Here is a 25173-nt window from a genome sequence, read left to right as displayed (position 1 = left end):
ATGATACTAGATGAGGGTGAGTGGACGGCACCGCGCGACCCTGGAGGCGATCTTCGCCGAACCGGTCCGGGCCAGCATCCCCTGGAGCGACATCGAGGCAGTGCTGAGGGCGCTCGGCGCCGAGATGGAGGAAGGACGCGGATCGCGCGTCAGGGTCGCGCTGAACGGTATCCGAGCGGTGTTTCACCGTCCGCATACGCAGAAGGAGAGCGACAAGGGCGCGGTGAAGTCCACGAAGTGCTTTCTGACCGAAGCCGAAACCACGCCATGACGACCATGCATTGCAAGGGCTACGAAACCGTCGTCGAGTACGATGCCGAGGCGGAACTCTTCCACGGCGAAGTCATCGACATGCGCGACGTCGTGACCTTTCAGGGGCGATCCGTCGATGAGCTCAAGCAGGCATTCTCCGACAGCATCGACGACTACCTGGCCTTCTGTGCCGAGCGCGGCGAGGAGCCCGAGAGGCCCTATTCGGGGCAGTTCGTCGTGCGTGTCGAGCCGGTCCTGCATCGCGCCGTCGTCTCGGCCGCCAGGCGGGCCGGGATCAGTCTGAACAAGTGGGTTGCCCGCACCCTCGAACGGGCGACGATATGACGTTGGCTCGGGAGGCCATCCGCCCATGCTGAGCCTCAGCTTCACGCCCCTCGTGCCCTGGCCGGTCCTGATCGGCTTCGGCATCCTCGTCGCGGTCTTCGTCGTGCTGGCGCTCCTGGCGCGGGGCCGCGTCGCGCTGCTGCGGGCGGTCGCCCTCGCGCTCGTGCTGCTCGCCATCGCCAACCCGTCGCTGGTGCGCGAGGACCGCGAGCCGGTGAAGGACATCGCCGCCATCGTGGTCGACCGCTCGGGCTCGCAGGGGCTCGGGGACCGTCCGGCGGTGACGGATGCGGTGCGGGCCGAATTGCAGCGCCGCTTCGGCGCGTTGACCAACATCGAACCGCGTTTCATTGATGTGCCCGACGCCAAGGACGGCGACGAGGGCACCCGGCTGTTCACCGCCCTGTCGCAGGCGCTGGCCGACGTGCCGGCCGAGCGGCTGGCCGGCGTGGTCATGCTCACCGACGGCGTCGTGCACGACATCCCGGCCTCGGTGGCGGCGTTGGGCCTGAAGGGGCCGCTCCACGTCCTCGTCACCGGGCATCCGGACGAGCGCGACCGGCAGATCAAGCTGATCGAGGCGCCCCGCTTCGGTATCGTCGGGCGCGACCTCACGATTCGCGCCGAGGTGATGGAGCGCGGCGGCACGGGCTCGGCCGCCGTCACCGTGCGCCGCGACGGCGAGGAGGTCGGCCGCCGTACCTTCCCGACCGGCCAGCCCTTCTCCCTGACCATGCGGATCGAGCATGGCGGCCCGAACGTGGTCGAGATCGAAGTAGAGCCGCTGCCGGGCGAACTCACGACGATCAACAATCGCGCGGTCCTGCCCATCGAGGGCATCCGCGAGAAGCTGCGCGTGCTACTCGTCTCGGGCGAGCCGCACCAGGGCGAGCGGACCTGGCGCAACCTCCTGAAATCCGACGCGAACGTGGACCTCGTCCACTTCACCATCCTGCGCCCGCCAGAGAAGCAGGACGGCACGCCGATCTCCGAACTCTCCCTGATCGCCTTTCCGACACGCGAATTGTTCGTTCAGAAGATCAAGGATTTCGACCTCATCATCTTCGACCGCTACGCCAACCAGAGCGTGCTGCCTTCGGCCTATTTCGACAACATCGTCCGCTACGTCCGCGAGGGCGGGGCGCTGCTCATCGCCGCCGGGCCGGAATTCGCCTCCAGCGCCAGCCTCGCGCGCACGCGGCTCGCCGCGATCCTGCCCGGCGAGCCGAACGGGCGCGTGATCGAGCAGCCCTACAAGGCGTCGCTGACCGAGATCGGCAAGCGCCATCCCGTCACCCGGGCGCTGCCGGGTTCCGAGGCCTCGCCGCCGGCCTGGGGCGACTGGCTGCGCCTCGTCTCCGCGCAGGTGAGGCCCGGCATCCAGCCGATCCTGCAGGGGCCGAACGCCGCGCCGCTGCTCGCCCTGTCGCGGGAGGACAAGGGCCGGGTGGCCCTGCTCTTGTCCGACCACGCCTGGCTGTGGGCACGCGGCTACCAGGAGGGCGGCCCCTATCTCGACCTGCTGCGCCGCCTCGGCCACTGGCTGATGAAGGAGCCCGCCCTCGAGGAGGAGGCCCTGCGCGCCCAGACCACGGGGCGCGGGCGCGAGGTCCGGGTCGAGCGCCAGACCATGGCCGAGACGGTGGAGCCGGTGACCGTCACCGGCCCCACCGGCGGCCAGCGCACCCTGACGCTGACGCAAGGGGCGCCCGGCCTGTTCTCGGCCACCTTCGAGGCCACCGAGCTCGGGCTGCACACCCTGCGCTCCGGCACCCTCGTGGCCTTCGTCAGCGTCGGGCCGCCGAACCCGCGCGAACTCGCGGACGTCTTCAGCGACACCGAGCGCCTGAAGGCCCTGGCCGAGGGCACCGGCGGCTCGATCCGCCGCGTCGCGGAGGCCGGCGGCGGCACGGCCGTGCCGCGCCTGCAATCGGTGCGCGGCGGCCGCCTCGCCGGTGCCGACTGGATCGGCTTCCGCCCGAGCGACAGCGCCAATGTCCGCGGCGTCGAGGTCTACCCCCTGGCCCTCGGCCTGTGGGCCCTGGTGGCCCTGGCCGGTGCGGTGCTGGCGATGTGGCTGGTCGAGGGGCGGCGCGGCCGGGCGACGTAGGGTCTCTAACCCTCCCCCTCTGCGGGGGAGGGTGGTCGCGGAGCGACCGGGAGCGGGGACGACCTTTTCGGACAATGCGCTCCCCTCATCCGACCCGCTTTGCGGGCCACCTTCTCCCGCAGAGGGGAGAAGGATCGCGCGCGAGAAACGGCGCCGAGTCAGATCACCCCGCCAACCCATCGAAGAATCGCGCGATCTCCGCCGCCGCGAGGTCTGGGTTCTCCCGATGCGGGAAATGTCCCACCCCCGTCAGCTTCGCGAGGTCGAGGTCTGAAAAGGTCTCGGCCAAGCGGTCCGTCCAGGCATAGGGAAACAGCGGGTCGGAATCGCCCCAGCGCACGCAGGTCGGCACCGGGATCGGCGGCAGGCTCGGGGCCTCGCCCCGGATCATCGCCAGCCGTCCGGCCTGCGAACTCACGTACCAGTTGAAGCCGCCCTGGAGGTTGCCCGGCGCGAGGAAGTTGTCGACGAAGGCGTCGAGCACGTCATCGAAGGCGGCCGGGTTGCCCCCGGCCCAGTGACGCAGGAAGTGGCCGATATAGAGCCGGCAGGCCTCGCGCGAGGCGCCGACCTGGGCCGCCGCGAACGGCTTCACGTGATAGGATTGATACCAGATCTCGGCGAGCCTCTCGGGCGCGGCGAGGCGCGGGCCGATGCCGGGATAGGGACAGTTGAAGGTGAACAGCCCGGTCAGCCGTTCCGGTGCCGCCCGGCCGAGCGCCTGGACCACGTAGGCCCCGACATCGTGGCCGACGATGCCGGCCCGCCGGATCTCCAAGGCATCGAGCAGCGCCACCACGTCGGCGGCATGCACCTGCGCGCCCGCCTTGTCGCTGGGGCCGGCGTCGGGCTTCTCGCTGGCGCCGAACCCGCGCAGGTCGGGGGCGATGAGTTCGAAGCGGTCGGCGAGCCGCCGCATCACCGGTTCCCAGGTCAGCCAGAATTCCGGCCAGCCGTGCAGAAGCACCAGGGGCCGCCCGCTCCCGAGCCGCGCCACGTGGAGCGCGACGCCGTTCGCCTCGATCCTCTCGTGCCGGATGTCCGTCTGATCCATCTCCGTCGATCCCCTGCGGCGCCGCGCGCCCTGCACCGGGTCAACGCGCGCGCAGGGCCGTGACGTTCCCCGCGACCGTCGCGGCCGCGCCCGCATGAAGCTCACGCCAGAGGAACCGGGCGGGATCGACGGGAGAGGGCGGGTTCAGGCGTCCTGGTGGGATCGGGGCGAAGCCGAAGCGCCGGTAATAGGGCGCGTCGCCGATGAGGATCACGAGGCCGTGCCCAGCCTCCGTCGCGGCGTCGAGGCAGGCCGTCATCAGGGACGCGCCGATGCCGCGCCCCTCGAAACTCGGATCGACGGCGAGCGGCCCCAGCACCAGCAATCGGCCGCCCGCCTCCGCCGGGCCGATCCGGATCGAACCGACGAGGTAGGTCGCCACCATGGCGGTGAAGCAGAGCCCGGCGATCGGCGCCGTGCCCTCGCGCAGGCGATAGGCGGTGCGGGCGAACCGGCCGGGCCCGAAGGCGCGGGCGTGCAGGCGCTCGATCGCCTCGGCATCGTTCGCGTGCTCGTGCCGGATGACCAGGGACAGGGCGGTCACGTGGCCCGCGCCGAGAAGTCGATGCGCGGGTCGATCCAGGTGTAGATCAGGTCGGAGAGCAGGTTCACCGCAAGCCCCAGCAGGGAGAAGATATAGAGGGTCGCGAACACCACGGGGTAGTCGCGCCCGACGATCGAGGTGAAAGACAGGAGCCCGAGCCCGTCCAGCGAGAAGATCGTCTCGATCAGGAGCGAGCCGGTGAAGAAGGCCGAGATGAAGGCCGCCGGGAAGCCCGCGATGACGATGAGCATGGCGTTGCGGAAGACGTGCCCGTAGAGCACCCGGCGCTCGGACAGGCCCTTCATGCGCGCGGTGAGCACGTACTGCTTGCGGATCTCGTCGAGGAAGGAGTTCTTCGTCAGCAGCGTCGAGGTGGCGAAGGCGCCGAGCACCAGGGCGGCGAGCGGCAGCGCCATGTGCCACGCGTAATCGACCGCCTTGCCCCAGAGGCTCAGGGAGTCGAAGTTCTCGCTGGTGAGCCCCCGGATCGGGAAGATCTGCACGAACGAGCCGCCCGCGAACAGGATGATCAGCGCGATGCCGAACAGGAAGCTCGGAATCGCGTAGCCGATGATGACGACCGTCGAGGTCCAGAGGTCGAAGCGCGAGCCGTCATGCACCGCCTTGCGGATCCCGAGCGGAATCGAGATCGCGTAGGAGATCAGCGTCATCCAGAGGCCGAGCGAGATCGACACCGGCAGGCGTTCGCGGATCAGCTGCAGCACGGAGACGTCACGAAAGTAGCTGTTGCCGAAATCGAACCGGACATAGTCCCCGATCATCTTGGCGAAGCGCTCGGGCGCCGGCTTGTCGAAGCCGAATTGCTGCTCCAGCTTCCTGATGAAGGCCGGGTCGAGCCCTTGAGCCCCGCGATAGCGGGCATTCGTCTCGCCCCCGCCGGAACTGCGCGCCGCGCCTCCGAGGTCGCCGGCCCCGCCGCTGACGCGGGAGAGGCTGCCCTCGCTCTGGCCCTGCAACTGGGCCAGCACCCGCTCGACGGGTCCGCCCGGGGCGAACTGCACGATGACGAAGGTGATGAGCATGATCCCGAAGATGGTCGGGACCATGAGCGCGATGCGGCGCAGGATGTAGCCGAGCACGGGCGCTCCTCAGGTTCGGCCGATGCGCCGGGCCCTGGCGGCATCGTACCACCAGATTCCGGGCACGCCGAGATCGTAGGTCGGCCCCTTGGGCGGACGGCCGTAGACGTCCCAGAGCGCGAGGCGGTGATCCGCCTTGTACCACATGGGCACCCAGTAGCGCCCGGCCCGCAGCACGCGGTCGAGGGCGCGCGCCGCGTGGATCATGTCCGCGCGCGAGGTCGCCTCCGTCACCCGCTCGATCAGCGCGTCGATGGCGGGGCTGGCGATGCCCGCGAGGTTGTTGGAGCCCGGCGTGCCGGCGCTGCGCGCGCCGTAGGCCTCGCGCAGTTCGGGGCCGGGCGTGAGGCCGCTGCCGAAGCGCCGGACGGTGACGTCGAAGTCGAAATCCTTGACCCGCGCCTGATACTGCGAGGCGTCCACGAGGCGGATGCTGGCGCGGATGCCGATCAGCCCGAGGTTGCGGATGAAGGGCTGCGTCACCGGCTGGAACACCGGGTCGTTGTCGAGGAATTCGATCTCCAGCGGCTTGCCGGAGGCTAAGCGGATCACGCTGCCCTCGCGGGTGCAGCCGGCCTCGCGCAGGAGCGCCACGGCGCGGCTGAGGAGCGCGCGGTCCTGGCCCGAACCGTCCGAGGCCGGGGGGCTCCAGGCCTCGCCGAACACCTCGGCGGCCAGGTCGGCGCGCATGGGGTCGAGGAGCGCGAGTTCCTCAGGGGAGGGCCGGCCGCTGGCCTTCAGCTCGGAATTCTCGAAGTAGGAGGCGGTGCGGATATAGGCGCCGTACATCAGGTTGGCGTTCGACCAGTCGAAGTCGAAGCACAGGCCGATCGCCTCCCGCACGCGGGGATCGCGGAACGCCTCGCGCCGGGTGTTCAGCCACCAGCCCTGCGTGCCCGAGGGGCGGGCATCCGGCACCACCTCCTTGCGCACGCGGCCTTCCTGCGCGGCGGGAAACGTGTAGCCCGTGGCCCAGACGCGGGCGGTGAACTCCTCGCGGAAGGTGAAGGCCCCGCCCTTGAACGCCTCGAACGCCACCTGCCGGTCGCGAAAATACTCGTAGCGGATGGCGTCGAAATTGTTCTGGCCGACATTCACCGGCAGCTCGGCGCCCCAGTAATCCTTCACCCGCTCCAGCTCGATGAAGCGGCCCGGCTCCAGGCGCCCGACCTGATAGGGGCCCGAGCCGAGGGGGGGCTCCAGGGACGAGGCCTCGAAATCGCGCGTGGCGTAGTAGGCGGCCGAGAACACCGGCAGGGTCGCGACGAACAGCGGCAGATCGCGGCTTCGGCCGGCGGCGAAGCGGAGCGACACCGTGGCGTCGTCCTCGGCGACGATCTCGGTGAGGTCGCGGAGGACCTGCGAGATCTCCGGGTGGCCCTTCTCCTTGAGCAACGTCAGGGAGGCCGCGATGTCGCGCGCGGTGAGGCGCGAGCCGTCGTGGAAGCGCGCCTGCGGACGCAGAGCGAAGCGGTAGGTGAGCCCGTCCTCGGAGACCTCCACCGACCGGGCGAGGAGGCCGTAGAGCGCGTCCGGCTCGTCCAGCGCCCGGACCATCAGCGAATCAAAGGTCAGGTTCATGCCGGCGGCGCCGTCGCCGCGCAGGACGTAGATGTTCAGGGTGTTGAAGGTGTCGGAGGCCTGGTTGCCGAGCGTGGAGGCGAGTTGCGCGGCGAAGCGACCGCCGCGCGGCGCGTCCGGATTGACGTAGTCGAAGGCCCGGAAGTCGGGCGGGTATTTCAGGTCGCCGAAGCTCGACAGGCCGTGGCTCGCGCGCCCCGCCGCCCGGGCCGGCAGGACCAGGGTGGCGGCTAGCGCGCCGGCACCCGCGACGACGGCGCGCCGGGTCGGCCCGGCGCTCACCGGGGCGCCCCGGTCTTCGCCGCGAGCGCCTCGTCGTACCACCAGGTGGTGGGGAAGCCCGAGCTTCCGTATTTCGGCAGCACGGCCGGGTGGCCGAAGCGGTTCCAGCGCAGGGTGCGCGAGACGTTCGAGGCCCATTGCGGAACCACGTAGTCGTGGGCCAGCAGCACCCGGTCGAGGGCATGCGTCGCGGCCAGGACGCCCGGACGGTCATGCGCGTAGATCACCCGCTCGATCAGCGCGTCGATGGCGGGGTCCTTGATCCCGATGAGGTTGCGCGAGCCGGGCTTGTCGGCGGCGGCCGAGCCCCAATACTCGCGCTGCTCGTTGCCGGGCGAGAGCGATTGCGGCCAGGAACTGGTGGTCACGTCGAAGTCGAAGGCGCGCAGGCGGTTCTGGTACTGGGCCTGGTCAATCACCCGCAGGGAGCTGTTGATGCCGATGAGTTTCAACTGCGCCGCGAAGGGCAGCACCACCCGCTCGAACACGCTCTGGAACTCCAGGAACTCGACGGTGAGCGGCTCGCCGCTCTTCACGTCGGTCATCTGCCCGTTGCGCAACTCGTAGCCGGCCTGCTTCAGGAGGCCGACCGCCTCGCGCAGATGCGCGCGCACGGCCTCCGGCGTGCCGTTGACGGGGTTGGCGTAGGGCGTGGTGAAGGCGGCGGGCGGGACCTTGTCCTTCACGGCGTCGAGGATCGCGCGTTCGTCGCCCTCGGGCAGGCCCGAGGAGGCCAGTTCCGAGCCGAAATAATAGGAGTCGATCCGCTTGTAGAGGCCGAAGAACAACGAGCGGTTCATCTCCTCGAAGTTCATCGCGAGGTTGAAGGCCCGGCGCACGCGCGGATCGGCGAATTTCGGCCGGCGCGTGTTGAAGACGAAGGCCTGCATGTTGCCGTTGCCGCGATCGGGGAACTCCTCCTTGATCAGGCGGCCCTCCTTCACGGCGGGGAAGGAATCGTAGGCAGTGGCCCAGTTGCGGGCCACGTTCTCGGTCCGAAAGTCGAAGAGGTCGCCCTTCAACGCCTCGATCAGCACCGTCGCATCGCGAAAGTACTCGTTGCGCATCGTGCCGAAATTGTTGCGGCCGGCATTCACCGGCAGGTCCTTGCCCCAGTAATCCGCCACGCGCTCGTAGGTGGCGCTGCGCCCGGCCTCGAACTTCGCCAGCCGGTACGGGCCGGAGCCAAGAGGAATCTCCAGGGTGGTCTGGGTGGCGTCGCGGGGGCGCCCCTGCGCGTCCGTGCCCGTCCACCAGTGCTTGGGCAGGATGCGCAGCTGTCCCAGAACCTGCGGCAACTCCCGGTTGCCGGATTCCGAGAAGGTGAAGGTCACCTCGCGCGGGCCCGTCACCGCCGCCTTGGTCACGGTCTGATAATAGGCCGAGTAGAACGGGCTATTGGCCTTCAGAGTATCGAAGGACCAGACCACGTCCTCGGGCGTCACCGGCTTGCCGTCGTGCCAATGCGCGCCCTCGCGCAGGCGATAGGAGACGGACGAGAGGTCGTCCGCCAGGCGCACGCCCTCGGCCAGGAGGCCGTAGGAGGTGAACGGTTCGTCGGCCGATTCCGTCATCAGCGTATCGTAGATCTGGACGATCCCGCCCTCGAGATCGCCCTTCAGACCCGCGACCACGTAGTTGAAGTTGTCGAAGCCGCCCTGCGCGCCGAGGCGAACGAGACCGCCCTTCGGGGCGTTCGGGTCCGCATACTCGAAGTGCTTGAAATCGGGACCGTATTTCGGCGCGCCCATCAGCGTGACCGCGTGCATCCAGGCACCCTGCGGCGCCGCGGGTTCCGGATCGGGCGCCGCCCGGGCGGGCAGGCCCCAGGCCAGGAAGGCGAGGGCGGCGAGAAGGCGTCCGATCAGGGCTGGTCGCATCACGGGCTGGCGGTCTCCGGATTCCGGGGTCGCGGGGGGCCCACCGCCGCACCGGCGACGGCAGGCGCACGTTCTAGGACGGACCCGTGGCGAACGCCAAGCGGGCGTGTGCGCGCATGACGGAAGGATGGTCCGCATCGCCGGCGCCACAGTTCGTATGTCTGCAGCGGCCGCGAGGCCGAGCCCTCAGGCTTTCGTCCATCGTTGCCGACATGTATGCTGAAATGTAGGACAGATTGGATCATACAGAGGAGCAGGGCGTGGCACGTGACAGCACGATCCTGCAAGTGCGGTTGGACGAACGTCTCAAGCAGGCTTTCGCGGACGCCGCGCGGCGGGACAGCACGACCCCGTCCGGGGCGTTGCGCATGCTCGTCGAGGAATACGTCAGGGAAAGCCGTCGCAAGGAAGCGCGCCGCCAGAGCCGCCTAGTCTCTGCTGCGAGCGATGCCAGGGAAACCAATGCCCTGATCTCCGACGTGCAGGATCTCGACCATGGTTGAGCGGCAAGGGATCGTGATCCTCACCGTCAAGGGAAGCTACACCAGCAAGCCGCGTCCCTGCGTCGTCATCCAGGGCGACGATTTTCTCGAAACCGACAGTGTCACGCTGTGCTTGATGACGAGCGAACGCGTTTTCGGCGCTCCCATGCTGCGCGTCGACGTGCAGCCGAGTCGAGTCAACGGACTTCGCGAGCCCAGTCAGATCCAGGTCGACAAGATCGTGACCGTGCCGCGTGCCAAGATCAAAGACACGGTCGGGCGTCTAGAAGACGAATACATGCGTCGGCTCGACGAAGCTGTGCGATTTTTCCTGGATCTCGATCGCTGATCGAGGCGGACGCGGCGCGGTGATCGCGACGTCCCCGTGCCAAACGAAAAAAGGCCAGGCGATGCCCGGCCTCGTCTGATCGCCCGATGCCCGCCGCTTACGGCTGCGCGGGTTTCTCGGCCGGCACGGTCGTAGCGGGCTCCGAGGGCGCAGCGGGGGACGCCTGGACCGGGGTGTCGTCGGCGGGCTTCACGGAGGCCGGCTTGTTGGCGTCCTCACCCGCGACGGTCGGCTTGGCGGCGGTGCCCGGAACGTTCACTTCAGGCTTCTGGTCCTCGGACGGTTTCGCCTTGTCCGAGCCCTTCTGCCCCGCATCCTTCGCGGTCTCCTCGCGCCGGACCTCGGCGGCGGGCTTCGAATCCGGGGCGGCCTTCGCCTCGGCCGGCTTGTCCGCCGGCTTGGCATCGGCCGCTGCCGGCTTGGTATCGGCCGGCTTCTCGGCCTCGGCCTTCTTCTCCACGGCCGGCAGCGGGGCCGGGGTGTCGGCGAGAGTGCGCAGGTACGTGATCACGTCGGCACGCTCGGTCGGCGAGGAGATGCCGGCGAACGCCATCTTGGTGCCGGGGACGTAGCCCTTCGGATTGGTCAGGAAGTGGTCGAGCTCGTCGTAGGTCCAGGTGCCGCCCTTCTCCTTCAGGGCGGCAGAGTACTCGAAGCCGGGCTCGTGCGCGCGCTGACGGTCGACGACACCCCAGAGATGCGGGCCGACCTTGTTCGGGCCGCCCTTCTCGAAGCTGTGGCAGGAGGCGCACTTCTTGGCGGCGGCCTGTCCCTTGTCGGCGCTGGCGCTGGCGAGGCGGATGGGCAGGGGCTCGGCCTTGGCCTCCGGCGCCGCGCCGCCGCCCGCCTTCGCCTGCGGCTCAGGGAGCGCGTAGCCAGCCGGGCCCGCGGGCTTCGGGTGATAGATCAGTTCGGCGACGAAGCCCGACCCCACGGCGAACAGCAGCGCGCCGAGCGCGGCACCCGCGACCTTGTTCAGCTCGAAAGAGTCCATTCTCGACAACTCCGGTGCGGCCGGCCTGAGGGGATAGGGGTCAGGGCGAAGTGCGGCGCCTGATGGGCCGAACTTTGGAAACGGTCGAGGGTGCTTAGCCGCTGAAGCCCGACCTTGACAATGCTGGACTCGGGCGGACTCGACGTTCGCGTCGTCGCAGAGCGGGGAGTGTCGCCCAGTTTCCTCACTCGCTTCCTCGCCGTCTCGAGACGTTCGCGCCCTCGTTCGGCTCCGAGGGGCGACCGGCATGACAACCCGGACCGCCGCTGTTAAGCACCGGCGCTAGCCGGAGCAGGGTCAGAAGCGCGATGTCCGATCCCCTCGTCCTCATTCCCGCGCGCATGGCCGCGACCCGCCTGCCGAACAAGCCGATGGCGGATCTGGCCGGGGAGCCGATGATCGTCCATGTCTGGCGCCGCGCCGTGGAGGCCGGCATCGGGCCCGTGGTCGTGGCCACGGATACGCCCGCCATCGTCGAGGCCATCGAGGCCGTCGGCGGCCTCGCGGTGATGACGCGACCCGATCATCCCTCCGGCTCCGACCGCCTTGCGGAAGCCCTGGAGATCATCGATCCGCAGGGCAATCACGACGTCGTCGTGAACGTGCAGGGCGACCTGCCCACCATCGATCCGGGCATCATCGGCGCCGCGATCCTGCCGCTTGCCGACCGCTCGGTGGACATCGCGACCCTCTGCGCGATCATCACCCACGAGGCCGAGCGGCGCGACCCGAACGTGGTCAAGCTCATCGGTCACGCCGTCGGCACCCGCCGCCTGCGCGCGCTCTATTTCACCCGCGCCGAAGCGCCGTGGGGGGAGGGGCCGCTCTATCATCACATCGGCCTCTACGCGTATCGCCGGAAGGCGCTGGCGCGGTTCATGGCCCTGCCGCCCGGCGAGCTGGAGACGCGCGAGAAGCTCGAACAGCTCCGCGCCCTGGAGGCGGGCATGCGCATCGACGCCATCGTGGTCGACGATCTGCCGCTCGGCGTCGACACGCCCGCCGACCTGGAGCGCGCACGCGCCATCCTGGCGGCCCGCCGGCTGAACTGATACGGCGTCCGCCCGAGCCAAGCCGACGTCCCGCGTGGCCAAGCGATCACGCGGACGTCGCACGAAGTCCGGAACAAGACAGGTCCGCCATGCCCCAACGCACGATCTCCTATCAGGGCGAGCCCGGCGCGAATTCCCACATCATCTGCGCCCAGGCTTACCCGGACTGGACGCCGCTGCCGTGCCCGAGCTTCGAGGACGCCTTCGCGGCGGTGAAGGAGGGCCGCGCGGCGCGGGCCATGATCCCGATCGAGAACTCGATCGCGGGCCGCGTCGCGGACATCCACCACCTCATCCCGACCTCGGGCCTGCACATCGTGGCCGAGCATTTCCTGCCGATCCACTTCCAGCTGATGGTCCTGCCCGGCACGCCCGTCGACGCCCTGAAGAGCGTGCACACCCACGTCCATGCCCTGGGCCAGTGCCGCAAGATCATCCGGCGCCTCGGCCTCCGGCCCGTGGTGGCCGGCGACACGGCCGGCGCCGCCCGCGAGATCGCGGAAGCCGGCGATCCGAGCCGGGCCGCCCTGGCGCCGGCCCTCGCGGCGGAGGTCTACGGCCTCGACATCCTGGCCCGCGACGTCGAGGACGAGAGCCACAACACCACCCGCTTCGTCGTGTTCTCGCCCGAGCCCGAGGCGGTCGAGCCCGAATCCGGTCCTGTCGTCACCAGCTTCGTCTTCCGGGTCCGCAACATCCCGGCCGCGCTCTACAAGGCGCTCGGCGGCTTCGCCACGAACGGCGTCAACATGTCGAAGCTCGAGAGCTACATGGTCGAGGGCCAATTCTCGGCCACGCAGTTCTACGCCGAGGTCGACGGCCACCCGGACGAGCCCGGCCTGTCCCGCGCGCTCGCCGAACTCGCCTACTTCTCGCGGGAGGTTCGGATCATCGGAACCTATCCGGCTCATCCCTACCGCGAGGCGAGCCGCGTCGCAGCGGAGTGAGACGGCTTCCGCCCGATCGAAGCGGAGGCGACTGAGCCGCGCCCGCGCGGGCCGGGCACCTCCGTTCTCGCCGGGTCCGGACCGTGAAGGCCGGCGGCGTCCGGCGAGCCTCGACGCGCGTTCGATCCGACGTCACGCCCCTGCGTTGCACGATCCTGCCGACGCCATCGCGCTTTGTGTCGGCCGCACGTTCTGAATCACATTTCATTCCCTGGTATATTGCATACAAAGAATTTTGGTGCATGGTGTCGCGGTCGGCACGAAGAATCCGATCGAGAAGGAATCCGGGATGGAACGTCAGGACTCACCGTCCGCCAAGTGGTGGCAGCTTGCCTTCGGCGTGCTCTGCATGGCGATGATCGCCAATCTCCAATACGGCTGGACCCTCTTCGTCGACCCGATCGACGCCAAGTTTCACTGGGGCCGCGCCGCCATCCAGTTCGCCTTCACGATCTTCGTCGCCACCGAGACCTGGCTGGTCCCGGTCGAGGCCTGGTTCGTCGACCGCTACGGCCCGCGCATCGTCGTCTGCTTCGGCGGCGTGATGATCGCGCTGGCCTGGTTCATCAACGCGCACGCGGACTCGCTCTTCCTGCTCTACGCGGCCTCCGTCGTCGGCGGCATCGGAGCCGGCTCCGTCTACGGCACCTGCGTCGGCAACGCGCTGAAGTGGTTCCCGCACCGGCGCGGCCTCGCCGCCGGCGCCACGGCGGCCGGTTTCGGAGCGGGCGCCGCCGTCACCGTGATCCCGATCGCCAAGATGATCGCCACCAGCGGCTACCAGGATGCCTTCCTGACCTTCGGCCTCGGCCAGGGCGCGATCGTCGTCCTGCTCTCGTTCTTCCTGCGCAAGCCGTCGCTGGCCGTGCCGGTCCAGCGCAAGACCCTGCGCCTGCCCCAGACCCGGATCGACCGGACCCCGCGCGAGGTGGTGCGCACCCCGGTCTTCTGGCTGATGTACGTGATCTTCGTGATGGTGGCCTCCGGCGGCCTGATGGCGGCGGCGCAGATCGCCCCGATCGCCCACGACTTCAAGGTCGCGGACGTGCCGGTCAGCCTCTTCGGCCTGCAGATGGCGGCGCTCACCTTCGCGATTTCCCTCGACCGGATCTTCGATGGCTTCGGGCGGCCGTTCTTCGGCTTCGTCTCCGATAATCTCGGACGCGAGAACACCATGTTCATCGCCTTCTCGATCGCGGCTCTGGCCATCATCACCCTGCTGACCTACGGCACTCATCCGCTGGTCTTCGTCTTCGCCACGGCGGTCTATTTCGGGGTGTTCGGCGAGATCTACTCGTTGTTTCCGGCCACCTGCGGCGACACGTTCGGCTCGAAGTTCGCGACCACCAATGCCGGCCTGCTCTACACCGCGAAGGGCACCGCCTCCTTCCTGGTGCCGATCGCGAGCGTGATCTCGGCCACCTATGGCTGGTCGGCGGTGTTCTCGATCATCATCGGGCTCAACGTCGTCGCGGCGATCCTGGCGATGTTCGTCCTGAAGCCGATGCGGTCCCGCTTCCTCACCGAGGACGGCGTCGAGCTCCCCCTCGCGTCGCAGCCGGTCCGGCTGGCCTGAACGGGCTTCGTCCGGGCCCGCGCCCGCCAGCCCGTCGCGGTTGCAACCGATCGGCCGGTGAGACGATACCGAGAGTCCGGTGGGCCGACCTGGCCCGCCGGAATGGTCGACCGGGCAATCGCGCGGATAGGGGTCGAGGCCGGGCATGAACATCGCAGCGACGCTCACCCTCCAAAGTCTCCCGTTCGCCGGGATCGTCCTCGCGACGAGCAAGAACAAGGACTTGTTCCTGCTGGTCTACCTGAGCTGCGTCGGTTTGATCCTGACGCTCGTGGTCCTGTTCGGCGACACGTTGGTCGATAGGGCCTCCTTCGAGGCGATGATCGAGGGCCTCGCGACGAACTGATTTCGCAATGCGGCATGCGGTGTTCCCGAACCCCGCCTCCGCGCTCATCGCGAATGGAAGCGTTGCGCCGGACTCAGCCTTCCGATGCACAGGACGCCGTCGAACGCGGGTGACGACGCTCTGAGGGGGATCGCGATGCGATGCCTGCATGGGTGGTGTGTAGAATTTGGTATACCAGCGCGAATGGTGCGGTGCCATATGCGGCTCATCGCACCTGCTCTGGGACACCTTCCGATGATCGCTCTCTTCGTTGCCGCCGCCGCTGCCTTGAACGTCTCGCTGGTCTTCATCGCCGCCAATGCCCTGACGCCGAAGAGCGGTCCGCTGTCGACTTCCGGCCGCTTCATCGCCGGCAACGAGAACGCGCCGTCGTCGGCCGTCCGTCTCGCCGCCTGAGCGCAGGCCGTCGCGGGGTCGCCGACCGGCCCCGCGATCCAATATCGGATGACGTCGATCATGGCATCGACCGCGCCCGCCCGGCTTCGCCGCGGCGGGTTTTTTTCCGGCTATTCCCGCTTGATGATCCGGTCGACCACCAGATCCGACCAGAATCCCGGACGGAACGAGCGCTTGAGGGCTTCCGGATCGTAGTCCGTCTCGACCCAGGTCAGGAAATCGAGCCCCTTCGCCTCGCCCTCGCGCCGGTAGAGCGCGAAGAACGCGTCCAGGATACCCGTCTTGGCGAAGCGGAAATGGCCGTACCGCGCCGAGAGCTGGCCCATCGCCTCGGCCACCGGCAGCTTCTCGTGCAGGATCAGGTAGAGGGCGGCGCCGAGCCCGGCCCGGTCCGCCCCCGACTTGCAATGCATGATCGCCGGATACTCGACCCCGTCGAAGAACGCCTTCGCCGCCAGGATGGTCTCGCGCGAAGGGGCCTCACGCGAGCGCAGGACGAATTCGACCAGGGTCAGGCCCTGGCGCTCGCAGGCCTCCCGCTGGAGAGGCCAGGAGCCGTGCTCGCGCCCGCCCCGGAGCGAGATCACCGTGCGCACCCCCTGCCGCTTGAACCAGGCCAGCTGATGCGGCGTCGGCTGTGCCGAGCGCCAGACCTTGCCCTGGCCGATCCGGTGCCGGTTCAGGTAGGCGAGGCGGAACACCCCGTGATCCACCAGCAGCATGTTCGCCCAGGCCTTGGCCCGCGAGACCGGGCCGGCGATCGGCCGCTCGAAGCGGGCGATCCGCGCCATGCGGCGCGCGTCGCGGATCTCGGAGGTCAGGAAGCGCTTGAACACGGGGGTGGCGGTACCGATGCGGGATGGGATCGAGGCCCGGCTCTAACAGCGGGGCACGGCCACGGCAAACCAGCGGCACTTCCAAGGAGTAATGTCCGGCATCGACCTTGCGTTGGCAAAGGTCGCCTTGTCTTCGCCCGGATCGTCACCTCCGATGCGGTGATCGACACCGATGCGAACCGTCATTCGTTTCTTCGAGCGCGGGGAACCGTCATGCGTACGAGCACCATCAGCCTCCGCCGTGCCCGCCCGGCCGACGCGGACCGTATCGCCGACCTGTTCGACGAGACCTGGCGCGAGGCCTATCGCGGGATCATTCCGGGCGTCGCCCTGGAACGGATGATCTCGCAACGCAGCTCGCAATGGTGGCTCGGGGCCGCCCAGCGCAACCGGCCGCTCGTCGTGGTCGATACCGGGGAGGCGGTGGTCGGCTATGCCGTCTACGGACCCGCGCGCGGGCGCCTGCTTCGTGCCGCCGGCGAGATCGACGAGCTCTATATCCGCCCCGATCACCAGGGCCTCGGCCTCGGCCGGCGCCTGTTCCGGGCCATCCGCAACGATCTGGCCGACCACGGCCTCGCCGATGCGGGCGTCTGGGCCCTCGAGGAGAACGCGCGCGCGCTGAGCTTCTACGCGGGTCTCGGCGGCGTCGAAGCGGCGCGTTCCGTCGACCGTATCGCCGGCGCAGTGCTGCCGAAAATCGGGTTTCGCTTCGGCTGAACCTCGCGAACGGGTGGAAGCGACACCATCTCCTGCCGGCTCGCCCGGACAGATCCGGGCGTCACGGGAGAGGTCGGGTCGCCGGATGAATGTCACCCCGCAGGACTGGGACAGGCGCGTCGACGCGCTCAGCGCGAAGCTGCCGGATCGCTTGCGCCGCGCCGTCGACTGGCTGCGCGAGCCCTCGCGCGTCTGGATTCGTCTCGCCGCCGCCTTCCTGTTCATCCTCGGCGGCATCTTCTCGATCCTGCCCGTTCTCGGCCTGTGGATGCTGCCCGTCGGCTTGGCCCTGCTCGCCCAGGACGTGCCGGGCCTGAAGGTTCCGCTGGAGCACGCAGCGCGCTGGATCGAGCGCGCCTGGGCGCGGCTGGTCCAGGCCTGGCGGCGGCGTTCCGGGCCGTCGGATCGTTCCTGAAGGCGGAGCCCGACATTTTCGCGCAAACGTCGCGCCCTGGCCGACGGGACGATTTCCTTCACGGCCGAAGGGCCTTAAGAGACCGGGCAGCGGGGTTTCAACGCCCGTATTCCGGGAGCACACGTCATGATCATCGATGCGGTCTCGATCGGCAAGAATCCGCCGGACGACGTCAACGTCATCATCGAGGTGCCGATCGGTGGCGATCCGATCAAGTACGAGATGGACAAGGAAGCCGGTGCGCTCGTCGTCGACCGCTTCCTCTATACGGCGATGCATTACCCGGGGAACTACGGCTTCATCCCCCACACCCTGTCGGGGGACGGTGACCCGTGCGACGTGCTGGTGGCCAACACGCGCGCCATCGCCCCCGGCGCGATCATCAGCGCCCGGCCGATCGGCGTCCTCGTGATGGAGGACAATTCGGGTGAGGACGAGAAGATCATCGCCGTGCCGTCGCGCCACCTGACCATGCGCTACGACCGGATCGAGAACTACACCGACCTGCCCGACATCACGATCCACCAGATCCAGCACTTCTTCGAGCACTACAAGGATCTGGAGCCCGGCAAGTGGGTGAAGATCAAGCGCTGGGGCGGCAAGGAAGAGGCGCACCGCCTGATCCTCGAGGGCATCGAGCGCGAGAAGGCCAACAAGGCCGCCAAGGCCAAGTAAGCAAGGTAGACGAAACGCGATCCAGGCCCGTACGGGGACTGCGACCGTGGCATCGACGGCGACCTTTCCCGAACGGGGAGGGTCGCCGTTCTGGTTTTCAGAGTGCCTCGCCGCGCAGGAGGCGCGGCAGCGATCCGCGCGAGGCGGCCGCCTCGCCGATGAACAGGCGCTTGAGCGCCGGCAGCCGGTCCACGAGGCCGAGGCCGAGATCGCGCGCGAGGCGCAGGGGCAGCACGTCGTTGGAGAACAGACGGTTGAGCCCGTCCGTCATCGCACCCATCGCCAGGGTGTCGAAGCGGCGCTCCCGCTCGTAGTGCCGCAGCACGTCTCGGCTGCCGGGATCGAGGCCGAGGCGCAGGGCGTCCGTCACCGCCTCCGCCAGCACCGCGGCCCCGGCCAATCCGAGGTTGAGCCCCTGGCCGGCGATCGGATGGATGACGTGCGCCGCGTCTCCGAGGAGCGCCAGCCGCTCGCCCCGAAAGCTGCGGGCGAGGCCGAAGGCGAGGGGATGCGCGCTCGGTCCCCGCTCCAGGACCAGGCGCCCGAAATTGAGGCCGAACCGCCGCTCGATCTCGGCCAAGGTCTCCTCCGGACCGCCGCCCGTCAGCGCCGGCACATCGGCGGCCCGCTCCGTCCAGACGATGGACGAGCGGTGCCCGAGGGCACCGCCATTCACCAGGGGCAGGATCGCGAAGGGGCCGCCCGGCAGGAAGTGCTCGTAGGCCCGGCCCTCGTGATCGCGCGCGTGGCCGATCGTGGCGACGAGACCCATCTGCGGGTAGGACCAGCCGACCCAGCCGATCTTGGCGGCCTCGCGCAGGCGCGATCGGCCCCCATCGGCCGCGACGAGGAGGGCTGCTTCCAGCATCCGCCCACCGCTCAGCGCGATGCGGGTGACGCCCCCCGCCGGCGTCGCTTCGACGATCCCGTGGTTCTCGAACGTCACCCCGGCCCGCTCGGCGGCGGCCAGCAATGCCGCGGCCAGCGGCTCGGCCTCCACCATGTGGGCGAAGGGCGCATCGGCCTCGGCGTCCTGGCCGGCATGATCCTGCGCGAAGGTGAGAAAGACCGGACGGATCGGGTCCGCGAGGCGGCTGTCGCTCACCACCATCTCGCGGATGGGCTGTGCCGCGCGGCTCGCCGCCTCCCAGATGCCGAGGCGCGCGAGCATGCGGCGGCCACCGGCCGCCACCGCATAGGCACGCCCGGCATGGCGGGCCGCTCCGGTGCCGAGGCTCGGGTCGCACAGGGTCACGGAGAGGGCGGCGCCGTTCGCCTGGGCCAGGGCGAGCGCGAGGGTGAGGCCCGGGATTCCGGCTCCGGCGATCACGATGCTGCGCCGACCCGCGCGCGTCCCCGTTTCACCCATGACCTGACCGCTCATGCCGTTGCCCACAAAGCCTCGCTGCGCGATCGGAGTGACATTCCTGGCCGCCGGGGGCAACGCATCAGGGTCGCGATCCGGTCCGGGATCGCGACACGGCGATCGGCCTCTCATCGAGCCTTGCCTGCTCGAACCTTGCCTTCGAGATCGTTCACATGTGAAGGATTTTGCGCGGCGCCCCGGCCACCCCGTTCCGGGGGCGAGCGATCGACCAGGAAGGCCGAATGGCAGGCATCGTCACCGAACTCCTCGACATCCTCGATCTGGAGCCCCTGCGGCCGGACCTTTTTCGAGGGGAGAGCCTGCAGACCGGGTGGTTCCGGGTGTTCGGGGGGCAGGTCGTGGCACAGGCCCTGGTCGCGGCCTCGCGCACGGTGCCCGAGAGTCGGCCGCCCCACTCGCTGCACGCCTATTTCCTGTTGGGCGGCGATCCGAAGGCACCGATCGATTACGCGGTGGAACGCATTCGCGACGGGCGCAGCTTCGCCACCCGCCGGGTGGTGGCGCACCAGCACGACCGCCCGATCTTCTCGATGTCCGTCTCCTATCACGATGCCGAGGCGGGTGCCTCGCACCAGGCGGCCATGCCGGATGTGCCGCCGCCCGAGGCGGTTCCGGAGGCCCCCGCCGCCACCGAGGAGGCCGAGCGCCTTGGTTTGGCGATTCCGGCGCCGATCCTCTCCTATTTCGGCCGGCGTCGCCCGATCGAACTGCGTCCGGTCGAGATCGAGCGCTACCTTCGCCGCGCCCCGCGCGATCCGCGCTTCCACGTCTGGATGCGGGCCGTGGACCGTCTGCCGGACGATCCGGCGGTTCATCGCGCGGTCCTGGCTTACGCCTCCGACATGACGCTCCTCGACGCGACCCTGATCCCGCACGGGCAAACGGTGTTCGATCCGGAGATCCAGTCCGCCAGTCTGGATCACGCCCTGTGGTTCCACCGTCCGTTCCGCGCCGACGAATGGCTGCTCTACGCGCAGGACAGCCCGAGCGCCGAGGGAGCCCGTGGTTTCGCGCGTGGCCAGATCTTCAGCCGTGACGGTACGCTCGTGGCTTCGGTCGCCCAGGAAGGCATGATCCGCCCGCGCCGTACGGGGGTCTGACGTCGACGTCGAGAGGCTGTCCTCCAGGACAATGGGCCTCCCGTGCCTATTTCGTCATCACTTTGTTCAATCGAAATGCAAACTTGGCGGGACGATCGCCGGTTCGGCCATCAGTCCGCGGCCACTTCTTGGGCAGAATGGCGGAACGGGAAAAAGTTCCGCTTGGCATAGTCCTTGAATAAGTGGGGCGAGCGCACGGGGCCGCAAACCTCGGCGCGCCGGCTTCGCCGATCGTGCCGCGCCGAGAGGTGCGCCGAACGGCGGCCTTCACTCACGCTCGTTTCACCACAGCCGAATTCACTCGCACATTCACTCGCAAGCCAAGGGGGCGTCGCCCATGAAAATCGTGATGGCCATCATCAAGCCGTTCAAGCTGGAGGAGGTCCGCGACGCCCTCACCGGCATCGGCGTTCACGGCCTCACCGTCACCGAGGTCAAGGGCTACGGCCGCCAGAAAGGCCATACCGAGATCTATCGTGGGGCCGAGTACGCCGTGAGCTTCCTGCCGAAGCTGAAGATCGAGGTCGCGGTCGCGGCCGACCTGACGGGGAGCGTCATCGACGCGATCGCCGCCGCCGCGCGCACCGGCCAGATCGGCGACGGCAAGATCTTCGTCGTTCCCCTCGAGAAGGCCGTCCGCATCCGCACCGGCGAGACCGACGCCGACGCCCTCTGAGGCGGCGCCTTTCCGGGCGGCCTCGTCCGGCAATCCTTCGAGCCATCCCTCGAAACCGCCAACCCTTCCACATCAGCATCGCACCGCGATCGGGAGTCTCGTTTCCATGAAGCTTCGCAATGCCCTGGCGCTCGGGCTGGGAGGCGCCGCGCTGGCGCTCCTGTTCATCGAGCCATCCCTTGCGCAGACGCCGACGACGGAGGCCGTCCCGGCCGCCGCGAGCGCCGCGCCCGTGCCGAACAAGGGCGACACCGCCTGGATGCTCATCTCCAGCGCCCTGGTGCTGCTGATGGTCGTGCCGGGCCTGGCGCTGTTCTACGGCGGCCTCGTGCGCACCAAGAACATGCTCTCGGTGCTGACGCAGGTCTTCGCCATCGCCTGCATCTCCTGCCTGCTGTTCGTGATCTTCGGCTACAGCCTCGCCTTCACCAACGGCGGCGGCCTCAACGACTTCGTCGGCGGCTTCTCGAAGGCCTTCCTGAAGGGCATCGACCCGAACTCCACGGTCGCCACCTTCTCGAACGGCGTCGTGATCCCCGAGTACGTCTACATCTGCTTCCAGATGACGTTCGCGATGATCACCCCGGCCCTCATCGTCGGCGCCTTCGCCGAGCGGATGAAGTTCTCGGCGCTGGTCGTGTTCATGATCCTCTGGACCACGCTGATCTACTTCCCGATGGCGCACATGGTCTGGTACTGGGGCGGCCCGGATGCGGTCGGCAACGCCGCCAAGGCGCTTGCCGCCGCCACCGACGACGCCTCGAAGGCCACCGCGCAGGCGGCCCTCGACGCGGTGAACGCCGATGCGGGCATGCTCTTCAAGTGGGGCGCCCTCGACTTCGCCGGCGGCACCGTGGTGCACATCAATGCCGGTATCGCGGGCTTCGTCGGCTGCCTCATGCTCGGCAAGCGCATCGGCTACGGCCGTGACCTGCTCGCCCCGCACTCCCTGACCATGACCTCCATCGGCGCCTCGCTGCTGTGGGTCGGCTGGTTCGGCTTCAACGCCGGCTCCAACCTCGAGTCCAACGGCACCGCCGCCATGGCCATGCTCAACACCTTCGTGGCCACCGCCGCCGCCGCCATCTCCTGGCTGTTCGTGGAGTGGATGCTGAAGGGCAAGCCGTCCCTCCTCGGCATGCTGTCGGGCGCCATCGCGGGCCTCGTCGCCGTGACCCCGGCCGCCGGTTTCGCGGGCCCGATGGGCTCGATCGTCCTCGGCCTCGTCGCCGGCGCGGTCTGCTTCATCATGTGCTCCACGGTGAAGAACGCGCTCGGCTACGACGACTCCCTCGACGTGTTCGGCGTGCACTGCATCGGCGGCATCCTGGGCGCCATCGCCACGGGTATCCTCGTGAACACCGAGTTCGGCGGCGTCGGCCTGCCCGACTACACCTCCAAGCCGGGTGAACTCGCGGTCGGAACCTACGAGACGGCGGCCGCGCTGATGAGCCAGCTCAAGGCGGTCGGCTTCACCATCGTGTGGTCGGGCGTCGGCTCCGCCATCCTGTACAAGCTCGTCGATCTCACCATCGGCCTGCGCGTGACCCAGGACGAAGAGCGCGAAGGCCTCGACATCGCCGACCACGGCGAGCGCGCCTACAACTACTGAGACCCGCGACGGCGCACGCGCCGTCCAGGAAGGCCCCGGTCCCCGTGACCGGGGCCTTTCGCGTTTCACCGACGGAATCGGCTCGTGACGCTCGGGCGTGAATGGGCCGGGCTCGCACCCGAAACCGAGGAATCCCCCGGGCGATCGGCAGGGAAGTCTCAACCTTAGCCAGCCGTTAACTTCACGGACGTTAGCGTTACCGGACAGTTCCCCATCGCGTCTGGTTCCGTATGCGCTCGCTCCGCCGTTCCGCATCGCCCTACGACACCTTCGTCGACAGCTTTCGCCCGTTCCTGGCCAAGCGGATGACGGAGTTAGGCGGTCTCGTGCTGTTTGCCGGTGCCACCGCGCTGACGGTCGCCCTGGCGACGTGGTCGATCGACGACCCGAGCCTCAACCACGCCACGGATCACCCCGCCCACAACGTCCTCGGCACCGGCGGCGCCGTGGTCTCCGACCTCGCGATGCAGCTCCTCGGTCTCGGCTCGCTCGCCTTCGTGCTGCCGCCGGCCTTGTGGGGGCTCCAGCTCATGCGCTCGCGCATGCTCCCGCGCGGGGGCCTGCGCCTGACCCTCTGGATCATCGGCTTCTTCGCGGCGAGCGCGGTCGCGAGCGCGCTGCCCTCCACCGCGCGCTGGCCGCTTCCCACGGGGCTCGGCGGAGTCGCCGGGGACGCGCTGATGCATACCGCCCGGACCATGCTGGGCATCGTCGCGACACCGTTCCTGGGGTTCGCGGGCTTCCTGTTCGCGGGCGTCGCGATTCTCTGCCTCACCGGGGCCTGCCGGGTCGGCGAAGCCGAAGCCGAGGAGGAGGATGCCTACGATCCCCCGGCCGTCCCGGCTCGCCAGACCGGACGCGGGCGTCCGGATACCAGCCACGATGGGCGCTACGAGGACGACGAGCCGAGCCTCGGCATCGTCTCCCTCGGTGCCATGGCCCAGGCCGTCATGGGTGGACGGGCCGCGTTGGCGGCCCGGATCGGCGATTGGCGCGCCGAGCGCGCCGCGGCCGCGACCGCGCTCGCCTATGCGGGGGCCTCGCCGGCTCTCGCGGCGCAGCGTGCCTTCGCGGCTCCCGAGGACGCGCCTTGGGCGACGCAGGCGCCCGCCGCCCGCCCGGCCGCCTCTCCGGACGGACGGCGCGAGCCGGTCTTCGAACCAGGTCCCCAGGCGGCGCCGGTGCCGCAGCGTCGACCCGCTCCTATCCTGCACGACGAGGATGCGGACGAGGCCGACGACCGCTACGAACCCCACGAGGACGAGACTCCGGCGCCGGCCCGCTCGCGCGTGGCTCCGCCATCGCCGCCGCCCGCTCCGGCCCCGGTCCGCCGGGCCGCCCCGCCGCCGCACCCGGATGCGGAGAATTACCGGCACCCCGCGCTGGAACTCCTCGCCGACGCGCCGCGCCTGCCCGCATCGAGCCAGATCTCGTCGGAGGCCCTGGAGCAGAACGCGACCCTGCTGGAGGCGACGCTCAGCGATTTTGGCGTGCGCGGCGACATCCTCGCGGTGCGGCCCGGTCCCGTCGTGACGCTCTACGAACTGGAGCCTGCGCCCGGCACCAAGTCGAGCCGCGTGATCTCGCTCGCCGACGACATCGCCCGCTCGATGTCGGCGGTCTCGGCCCGCGTCGCGGTCGTGCCCGGCCGCAACGCCATCGGCATCGAGTTGCCGAATGCGCGGCGCGAGACCGTTTATCTGCGCGAACTCCTCGCTTCTGCCGATTTCGCCGAGACGAAGCAGAGCCTCGCCCTGTGCCTGGGCAAGAACATCGGCGGCGAGCCGATCATCGCCGATCTCGCCAAGATGCCCCACCTGCTGGTGGCGGGCACCACGGGCTCGGGCAAGTCGGTGGCGATCAACACAATGATCCTGTCGCTCCTCTACCGGATGAAGCCGGAGGAGTGCCGTCTCATCATGGTCGACCCCAAGATGCTGGAACTGTCGGTCTATGACGGCATCCCGCACCTGCTCTCGCCCGTCGTCACCGACCCGAAGAAGGCGGTGATCGCCCTCAAATGGGCCGTGCGCGAGATGGAGGAGCGCTACAAGAAGATGTCGAAGGTCGGTGTGCGCAACATCGACGGCTTCAATGCCCGCCTCGCCGAGGCGCGCGGGCGCGGCGAGATCCTGACCCGGACCGTGCAGACGGGCTTCGACCGGGAGACCGGCGAGGCCGTCTACGAGACGGAGGAGATGGACCTCTCGGCGCTGCCCTACATCGTGATCGTGGTCGACGAGATGGCCGACCTGATGATGGTGGCGGGCAAGGACATCGAGGGGGCGATCCAGCGTCTGGCCCAGATGGCACGCGCGGCCGGCATCCACCTGATCATGGCCACGCAGCGTCCGTCGGTGGACGTGATCACGGGCACGATCAAGGCGAACTTCCCGACCCGGATCTCCTTCCAGGTGACCAGCAAGATCGACAGCCGCACGATCCTGGGCGAGATGGGCGCC

General features: G+C 69.1%; 25 protein-coding genes. 17 read left to right on the top strand and 8 right to left on the bottom strand.

Annotated features, from left to right (window positions below):
- Nucleotides 1–10: 10 nt before the first annotated feature.
- The 3 genes from MKK54_RS20380 to MKK54_RS20370 are packed head-to-tail and all read left to right on the top strand — an operon-like array spanning nt 11 to nt 2707.
- Entirely contained in the window at nt 11–271 is a 261-nt protein-coding gene (locus MKK54_RS20380; RefSeq protein ID WP_244013635.1) for a type II toxin-antitoxin system HicA family toxin, read from the top strand.
- Entirely contained in the window at nt 268–597 is a 330-nt protein-coding gene (locus tag MKK54_RS20375) for a type II toxin-antitoxin system HicB family antitoxin (RefSeq protein WP_244013633.1), read from the top strand. The genes MKK54_RS20380 and MKK54_RS20375 overlap by 4 nt, the downstream gene beginning before the upstream one ends.
- A gap of 25 nt (nt 598–622) precedes the next feature.
- Nucleotides 623–2707, top strand: coding sequence for a hypothetical protein (locus tag MKK54_RS20370; protein WP_244013631.1), 2085 nt, complete (start codon nt 623–625; stop codon nt 2705–2707).
- A 163-nt stretch (nt 2708–2870) separates the two neighbouring features.
- Here MKK54_RS20370 and MKK54_RS20365 read toward each other — a convergent pair whose 3' ends face one another.
- Genes MKK54_RS20365 through MKK54_RS20345 form a run of 5 tightly spaced genes read right to left on the bottom strand, consistent with a single transcriptional unit; the run spans nt 2871 to nt 9148 of the window.
- The gene (locus MKK54_RS20365; protein WP_244013629.1) at nt 2871–3761 is read right to left on the bottom strand and encodes an alpha/beta fold hydrolase; all 891 of its coding nucleotides are present in this window, start codon (nt 3759–3761) and stop codon (nt 2871–2873) included.
- A gap of 40 nt (nt 3762–3801) precedes the next feature.
- Nucleotides 3802–4305 (bottom strand): GNAT family N-acetyltransferase, encoded by a 504-nt coding sequence (locus tag MKK54_RS20360; protein ID WP_244013627.1) that lies wholly within the window; start codon nt 4303–4305, stop codon nt 3802–3804.
- The gene (locus tag MKK54_RS20355) at nt 4302–5405 is read right to left on the bottom strand and encodes a microcin C ABC transporter permease YejB (protein ID WP_244013624.1); all 1104 of its coding nucleotides are present in this window, start codon (nt 5403–5405) and stop codon (nt 4302–4304) included. The genes MKK54_RS20360 and MKK54_RS20355 overlap by 4 nt, the downstream gene beginning before the upstream one ends.
- Nucleotides 5406–5414: 9 nt before the next feature.
- Nucleotides 5415–7268, bottom strand: coding sequence for an extracellular solute-binding protein (locus MKK54_RS20350; protein WP_244013622.1), 1854 nt, complete (start codon nt 7266–7268; stop codon nt 5415–5417).
- Nucleotides 7265–9148 carry an extracellular solute-binding protein gene (locus tag MKK54_RS20345; RefSeq protein WP_244014603.1) on the bottom strand — a complete coding sequence of 628 codons (1884 nt, stop codon included), beginning with the start codon at nt 9146–9148 and terminating at the stop codon, nt 7265–7267. The genes MKK54_RS20350 and MKK54_RS20345 overlap by 4 nt, the downstream gene beginning before the upstream one ends.
- 260 nt (nt 9149–9408) lie before the next feature.
- On the opposite strand from MKK54_RS20345, the gene MKK54_RS20340 reads away from it, so the two are divergent.
- Together MKK54_RS20340 and MKK54_RS20335 are read left to right on the top strand one after the other, a co-directional pair.
- The gene (locus tag MKK54_RS20340) at nt 9409–9651 is read left to right on the top strand and encodes a hypothetical protein (protein WP_244013620.1); all 243 of its coding nucleotides are present in this window, start codon (nt 9409–9411) and stop codon (nt 9649–9651) included.
- The gene (locus tag MKK54_RS20335; protein WP_244013618.1) at nt 9644–9979 is read left to right on the top strand and encodes a type II toxin-antitoxin system PemK/MazF family toxin; all 336 of its coding nucleotides are present in this window, start codon (nt 9644–9646) and stop codon (nt 9977–9979) included. Before MKK54_RS20340 ends, MKK54_RS20335 begins: the two co-directional genes overlap by 8 nt.
- A gap of 97 nt (nt 9980–10076) precedes the next feature.
- Here the strand turns inward: MKK54_RS20335 and MKK54_RS20330 are convergent, their stop codons facing one another.
- Nucleotides 10077–10973: a c-type cytochrome gene (locus MKK54_RS20330; RefSeq protein WP_244013616.1), complete on the bottom strand. Its 897-nt coding sequence runs from the start codon at nt 10971–10973 to the stop codon at nt 10077–10079.
- A gap of 308 nt (nt 10974–11281) precedes the next feature.
- Here MKK54_RS20330 and MKK54_RS20325 point away from each other — a divergent pair, with 308 nt between their 5' ends.
- From MKK54_RS20325 to MKK54_RS20305, 5 genes are all read left to right on the top strand, one after another.
- Nucleotides 11282–12025 carry a 3-deoxy-manno-octulosonate cytidylyltransferase gene (locus MKK54_RS20325; RefSeq protein ID WP_244013614.1) on the top strand — a complete coding sequence of 248 codons (744 nt, stop codon included), beginning with the start codon at nt 11282–11284 and terminating at the stop codon, nt 12023–12025.
- Nucleotides 12026–12114: 89 nt separating this feature from the next.
- Complete coding sequence (locus tag MKK54_RS20320; RefSeq protein ID WP_244013612.1) at nt 12115–12972, top strand: prephenate dehydratase; 858 nt, start codon at nt 12115–12117, stop codon at nt 12970–12972.
- 289 nt (nt 12973–13261) lie between these two features.
- On the top strand, nt 13262–14548 hold the full coding sequence (gene oxlT, locus MKK54_RS20315) for an oxalate/formate MFS antiporter (protein WP_244013609.1): 1287 nt from the start codon (nt 13262–13264) through the stop codon (nt 14546–14548).
- Nucleotides 14549–14693: 145 nt separating this feature from the next.
- Nucleotides 14694–14894 (top strand): hypothetical protein, encoded by a 201-nt coding sequence (locus tag MKK54_RS20310; RefSeq protein ID WP_244013606.1) that lies wholly within the window; start codon nt 14694–14696, stop codon nt 14892–14894.
- A gap of 198 nt (nt 14895–15092) precedes the next feature.
- The gene (locus MKK54_RS20305) at nt 15093–15290 is read left to right on the top strand and encodes a hypothetical protein (protein WP_244013604.1); all 198 of its coding nucleotides are present in this window, start codon (nt 15093–15095) and stop codon (nt 15288–15290) included.
- Nucleotides 15291–15400: 110 nt separating this feature from the next.
- Here MKK54_RS20305 and MKK54_RS20300 read toward each other — a convergent pair whose 3' ends face one another.
- Nucleotides 15401–16126: a fused DSP-PTPase phosphatase/NAD kinase-like protein gene (locus tag MKK54_RS20300; RefSeq protein WP_244013602.1), complete on the bottom strand. Its 726-nt coding sequence runs from the start codon at nt 16124–16126 to the stop codon at nt 15401–15403.
- Nucleotides 16127–16339: 213 nt separating this feature from the next.
- On the opposite strand from MKK54_RS20300, the gene MKK54_RS20295 reads away from it, so the two are divergent.
- The 3 genes from MKK54_RS20295 (at nt 16340) to ppa (ending at nt 17936) form a co-directional block, all read left to right on the top strand.
- The gene (locus MKK54_RS20295; protein ID WP_244013600.1) at nt 16340–16846 is read left to right on the top strand and encodes a GNAT family N-acetyltransferase; all 507 of its coding nucleotides are present in this window, start codon (nt 16340–16342) and stop codon (nt 16844–16846) included.
- A gap of 85 nt (nt 16847–16931) precedes the next feature.
- A complete protein-coding gene (locus MKK54_RS20290) occupies nt 16932–17261 on the top strand; it encodes a hypothetical protein (protein ID WP_244013598.1) in 330 nt (109 codons plus the stop codon).
- Between the two features lie 126 nt (nt 17262–17387).
- The gene (gene ppa / locus MKK54_RS20285) at nt 17388–17936 is read left to right on the top strand and encodes an inorganic diphosphatase (protein ID WP_244013596.1); all 549 of its coding nucleotides are present in this window, start codon (nt 17388–17390) and stop codon (nt 17934–17936) included.
- Between the two features lie 97 nt (nt 17937–18033).
- Here ppa and MKK54_RS20280 read toward each other — a convergent pair whose 3' ends face one another.
- The gene (locus MKK54_RS20280; protein ID WP_244013594.1) at nt 18034–19305 is read right to left on the bottom strand and encodes an FAD-dependent monooxygenase; all 1272 of its coding nucleotides are present in this window, start codon (nt 19303–19305) and stop codon (nt 18034–18036) included.
- A gap of 239 nt (nt 19306–19544) precedes the next feature.
- Here MKK54_RS20280 and tesB point away from each other — a divergent pair, with 239 nt between their 5' ends.
- From tesB to MKK54_RS20260, 4 genes are all read left to right on the top strand, one after another.
- On the top strand, nt 19545–20423 hold the full coding sequence (tesB, locus tag MKK54_RS20275) for an acyl-CoA thioesterase II (protein WP_244013591.1): 879 nt from the start codon (nt 19545–19547) through the stop codon (nt 20421–20423).
- A gap of 337 nt (nt 20424–20760) precedes the next feature.
- Nucleotides 20761–21099, top strand: coding sequence for a P-II family nitrogen regulator (locus MKK54_RS20270; protein WP_244013589.1), 339 nt, complete (start codon nt 20761–20763; stop codon nt 21097–21099).
- Nucleotides 21100–21205: 106 nt separating this feature from the next.
- Nucleotides 21206–22711 (top strand): ammonium transporter, encoded by a 1506-nt coding sequence (locus MKK54_RS20265; RefSeq protein ID WP_244013587.1) that lies wholly within the window; start codon nt 21206–21208, stop codon nt 22709–22711.
- A gap of 230 nt (nt 22712–22941) precedes the next feature.
- Nucleotides 22942–25173, top strand: a 2232-nt coding sequence (locus MKK54_RS20260) for a DNA translocase FtsK (RefSeq protein ID WP_244013585.1), incomplete at its 3' end; no start/stop codon positions are given.

It is taken from the genome of Methylobacterium sp. J-068 (assembly GCF_022829445.1).
Taxonomy (GTDB): Bacteria; Pseudomonadota; Alphaproteobacteria; order Rhizobiales; family Beijerinckiaceae; genus Methylobacterium.
This window is presented reverse-complemented; position numbering and strand designations above follow the sequence as displayed.

Excerpts from the sequence above, each read along its gene's own strand:
- MKK54_RS20345 (WP_244014603.1), bottom strand. The coding sequence starts at position 9,148 with ATGCGACCAGCCCTGATCGGACGCCTTCTCGCCGCCCTCGCCTTCCTG.
- MKK54_RS20375 (WP_244013633.1), top strand. The coding sequence starts at position 268 with ATGACGACCATGCATTGCAAGGGCTACGAAACCGTCGTCGAGTACGAT.
- MKK54_RS20380 (WP_244013635.1), top strand. The coding sequence starts at position 11 with ATGAGGGTGAGTGGACGGCACCGCGCGACCCTGGAGGCGATCTTCGCC.
- ppa (WP_244013596.1), top strand. The coding sequence starts at position 17,388 with ATGATCATCGATGCGGTCTCGATCGGCAAGAATCCGCCGGACGACGTC.
- MKK54_RS20320 (WP_244013612.1), top strand. The coding sequence starts at position 12,115 with ATGCCCCAACGCACGATCTCCTATCAGGGCGAGCCCGGCGCGAATTCC.
- MKK54_RS20310 (WP_244013606.1), top strand. The coding sequence starts at position 14,694 with ATGAACATCGCAGCGACGCTCACCCTCCAAAGTCTCCCGTTCGCCGGG.
- MKK54_RS20290 (WP_244013598.1), top strand. The coding sequence starts at position 16,932 with ATGAATGTCACCCCGCAGGACTGGGACAGGCGCGTCGACGCGCTCAGC.
- MKK54_RS20330 (WP_244013616.1), bottom strand. The coding sequence starts at position 10,973 with ATGGACTCTTTCGAGCTGAACAAGGTCGCGGGTGCCGCGCTCGGCGCG.
- MKK54_RS20370 (WP_244013631.1), top strand. The coding sequence starts at position 623 with ATGCTGAGCCTCAGCTTCACGCCCCTCGTGCCCTGGCCGGTCCTGATC.
- MKK54_RS20265 (WP_244013587.1), top strand. The coding sequence starts at position 21,206 with ATGAAGCTTCGCAATGCCCTGGCGCTCGGGCTGGGAGGCGCCGCGCTG.
- oxlT (WP_244013609.1), top strand. The coding sequence starts at position 13,262 with ATGGAACGTCAGGACTCACCGTCCGCCAAGTGGTGGCAGCTTGCCTTC.
- MKK54_RS20270 (WP_244013589.1), top strand. The coding sequence starts at position 20,761 with ATGAAAATCGTGATGGCCATCATCAAGCCGTTCAAGCTGGAGGAGGTC.
- MKK54_RS20335 (WP_244013618.1), top strand. The coding sequence starts at position 9,644 with ATGGTTGAGCGGCAAGGGATCGTGATCCTCACCGTCAAGGGAAGCTAC.
- MKK54_RS20365 (WP_244013629.1), bottom strand. The coding sequence starts at position 3,761 with ATGGATCAGACGGACATCCGGCACGAGAGGATCGAGGCGAACGGCGTC.
- tesB (WP_244013591.1), top strand. The coding sequence starts at position 19,545 with ATGGCAGGCATCGTCACCGAACTCCTCGACATCCTCGATCTGGAGCCC.
- MKK54_RS20305 (WP_244013604.1), top strand. The coding sequence starts at position 15,093 with ATGCGGCTCATCGCACCTGCTCTGGGACACCTTCCGATGATCGCTCTC.
- MKK54_RS20295 (WP_244013600.1), top strand. The coding sequence starts at position 16,340 with ATGCGTACGAGCACCATCAGCCTCCGCCGTGCCCGCCCGGCCGACGCG.
- MKK54_RS20325 (WP_244013614.1), top strand. The coding sequence starts at position 11,282 with ATGTCCGATCCCCTCGTCCTCATTCCCGCGCGCATGGCCGCGACCCGC.
- MKK54_RS20280 (WP_244013594.1), bottom strand. The coding sequence starts at position 19,305 with ATGGGTGAAACGGGGACGCGCGCGGGTCGGCGCAGCATCGTGATCGCC.